Genomic DNA, 3,617 nt, shown 5'->3' on the forward strand with positions numbered 1-3,617 from the left:
TTCAGAAATTTATATTGGCTTTTCAGACGAATAGGGGCATCATATATGCTAGATTTCTATCTATTTCGTGTCGGTTATCTTTTGGGGGGAAGCTACCGATCTTGGTTTGTTTAATCGGTGAATAGAGTTGTTTATCCATGAGCGGATGGTCATCGCAAAATACTGCCCCCGTCGAAGAAGTTACAGAAAAATTTCTGCCTACCTCTCTTGAGGATCGCGGATTGGCGCTTCCCTTTACTACACGTCCTGTTGCCTATGCACGTTTGCGTCAAGGTGAAAAAGGGCTAGAAGTCATCTTGCCTGGGTTTTCAGATAAACTGGTGGCAAATGTTCTGCCTTTTGACAAACTTCCCGAGCTTGTCAGTTTAACTGTTTTTGATCGTGCCTTGCATGAAGCCATTAGCAATTTAACTGAAGACGAAGCCTCTTCGAACGATTCAGGTGGCACGTATATTAATTCTTCTGTCATTCGTCGCCTACGAATGGAAATTGGTGAAACAGGGTTAGGCGGTATCGACACCATGCGTATCGCCCGTTCGAAGCGGGTAATTTTCGCAAATATGGAACCTGCCATTTTAAATGCGCTAGCGGATGACTTAGTTCAAAAACATGGCGGCAATAATGCGCCTGAACATATAAATATGGCGACAGATGAAGGACGTAATACTGCCGCCCTTGAATTGGAACGTTTTGCAGAAACACATGGCTTAAAAAAGGAGATCATTATAGATCGTCTGGTTGATATTAGTCATGTAATGCGCGATTTCGGCGGACCTCATACTGGTATGAATGGCCCTATTCGCGATATCCTCAGCCGCATGCAATCCTTTAGCGACGATTTACGTCAATGGTTAATACCCGAACCTGTTGAAGAATCCGAAATGGCCCAGCTTACTTCTATTGCTGCGCTTGCCACAATCAAGGCTACCGATAAATATGTCGAAGATTTAGATCTCGTATACAAAAACCTTGATCAATCCGTCCTGAATTGGGACAAATTACGTGAAAATATCATTAAAATTCGTGATGCATTAGATTTGATGATTGATGGTTGGGAACGCATTCTTGATTCACGTGAATCCCATATAAATGCGCAACGTTTTCGTCAAAGAGAATGCCTTGCTGCACTTGCGCCTTTTGTACCAATCCTACCCAAGCCAGTTATTCCAGATGATAAGGAAAAAGAAAACTGGCTTAAACTGCGCACTGCCCAACTTCGCTGGTTGGGTCGCGTCAAATATCTAAAAGACATGAAAGATGGCGCAGAAACCGCACTTCGCAATACCAAGATGGAGATTTTGTGATGGACGCCGGTCAACAACTTCAAATGCTGATCACCTCATTAAGTGAGAAGGAATTAAAAAAACTTGCTGCGAAGGTTGAATTGGATCGCGGAGCCAACCAACTTGGCCTGCCACATAACGCCATTATGCAGCTATTGAGACCCTCACTTGCTTTAATCCGTGCAGAGCGTGTCCATACACCACAGCGTATCTTTTGCTTGCCCTTTGAAGATATGCTTGTAAATGGCAAACCGGACCCAAAACCAACCGGATATATTGATCGTTCGACAATTCAACCAATGTGGGTGTGGTTTACCAAAGAGCTTGCAAAAGATACATATCCCGCGCTTGCCAAAGCATATACAGATGCGCAACGTGAAGGGGATGATGAAGCAACTTTTGAAGCCGCCAAGGCATTATGGGCCCATGGTGCCTCCCTGATGAGTGACGCGTTAAAATCTGTAAATGTGAATGATAAAGCCATGCGAGAAATGGCAAAGAAATTCGGGGGTGAGAACCGCTTGAACGATGTCATTGAAATGGCAGGTTGCTTACGTATTGCTGCGTTCCTTGAACATGCAAAATCTGAAATGCGTGCGAAGCCAATCCACGAACTGACAGAGCCCGAAATTTTAGCGGCTAAACGCGGTTATACTGAAATTGCCGACGAAGTCCCAGGTGATGAGGTTTATTTCCTACTAGCCATCACAGCGCGCTTGCTACGCCCTTCCTCTATTTTCCAAATCTTACGCACATTATCCCGTAAAGGGGACGATGCGATGTTACAAAAAACCGATATTGGCATTGTCGGAAAAATCGCAATTGATGAGTTGGAGCAAACTGCTGGAAAAGTAAAACGAAGCTCTGCCAAAGGTGAGTTTAACGAAGCTGCCGTTGTGGAAGATATTTATTTCTTTGCCCAAGGCTTCAAGGAAGTGACAGATAATATGGGCATAACCCGTGACGGTGAATGGGGTCAGCGGATGTTTAAGGCCCGCGCACAGGTAAGTGAAGCAATTGATGTAAAATTCTTACGTGATGCTGAACAACGTGTCATGCGTGCTTTACCAACAAAATCCGGCGGTCTTATACCCAAACTTGCGGACATGCCAAATGATCACGATTTTGAAGTCGCTGAACGTCGTGCACAAGCCATCCATGATATCAATGCAATTTCCAAGCAACTCGGCAACCAATCCAATTGCCTCGCCATAATCTCCAAGCTGGAAAAACATTTTGAGAATTACACAACCGGCCTTTTAAAAGCTCTGCCGAAAGCACCAGAAGACCTTATTCCAACCGCTTATGCATATGTCCACATTGCCTCTCGACTGATGGAATTAATCATAGGTCCAGACGAAGCTGACCTGCTACGGCGCAGAGGAAATGCGGCCCTTAAAAACACAATGGTTGATTAAATACGTTAAACTCTTTGCTATTTGTATGATATGCCTGTTCTCCTTCCCGTTAACACACTCAATAATAGAATCTCATTGATTAAATTCTTTATATGAGTAAAGATTAGGAGATTTCGTTTATTAGTTGCATAAAGGGGAAGTTATGGAACTGCAATCTACAGCCAATATATCTTATGATAATCACGTAATCACTCCGAAGTCGAGGGCTACCGGAGATACAGCCACAACACTCAGCAATAATAAGCAAACAACTGCTAAATTAGGACATCCTGCTGTCAGCGTCATTGTTGATTTGTCTAATGAAGCTAGCAATATCATTGACGCGAGCAAACAGAATGATCCACCTGAACAAGGATTGGTTATTCGGGATTTAGACTTAGATTCCGTAAACTGGGCTGAATTAGATCTTAGGAATGCCGATTTTCGTGGCACATCCTTCGCCATTTTAGATTTAAGTGGCCTTGATTTATCCGGCGCGAATTTTTCTGGCGTTGATATATCTTTTATGCATTTAAAAAATGCAAATATTGCCGGGGCTGATTTTTCTAGTGCAAAAATAGGCCATTTTAATACGCATGGAACAAATATACAAAACGTAGATTTTTCTGGTGCCGACATTGGCTACTTTGATGCAGTTGGTTCAAAAATCCGAGATAATGATTTTTCTGACTCACGTATCGTTCACGTCAAAGCTGATAACGGCCAGATTGACAATAATAATTTTAAGAATGCAGAGATTGGGTATTTCTACGCAAATGGCGCAAATATACAGGACGTTGAATTTTCTAATACCGACATAGGCTACTTCATTGCAGATGATAGCAGTTTAAATACTATTAGTTTTAATAATGCAGAAATTTCGTATTTCTACGCAAATAATAGTATCTTAAACTATACTAACCTTGATTACACAGAC

3 protein-coding genes are annotated in these 3,617 nt (G+C 42.5%); all 3 read left to right on the forward strand.

Annotated features, from left to right (window positions below):
* The first annotated feature begins 137 nt into the window (after window positions 1–137).
* Complete coding sequence (locus E1160_RS00415) at window positions 138–1,304, forward strand: hypothetical protein (protein WP_155153019.1); 1,167 nt, start codon at window positions 138–140, stop codon at window positions 1,302–1,304.
* Entirely contained in the window at window positions 1,304–2,701 is a 1,398-nt protein-coding gene (locus tag E1160_RS00420; protein WP_155153020.1) for a hypothetical protein, read from the forward strand. Before E1160_RS00415 ends, E1160_RS00420 begins: the two co-directional genes overlap by 1 nt.
* Window positions 2,702–2,843: 142 nt before the next feature.
* Window positions 2,844–3,617, forward strand: a 774-nt coding sequence (locus E1160_RS00425; RefSeq protein WP_155153021.1) for a pentapeptide repeat-containing protein, incomplete at its 3' end; no start/stop codon positions are given.

It is taken from the genome of Curvivirga aplysinae, from assembly GCF_009711445.1.
GTDB lineage: Bacteria > Pseudomonadota > Alphaproteobacteria > UBA8366 > Aestuariispiraceae > Curvivirga > Curvivirga aplysinae.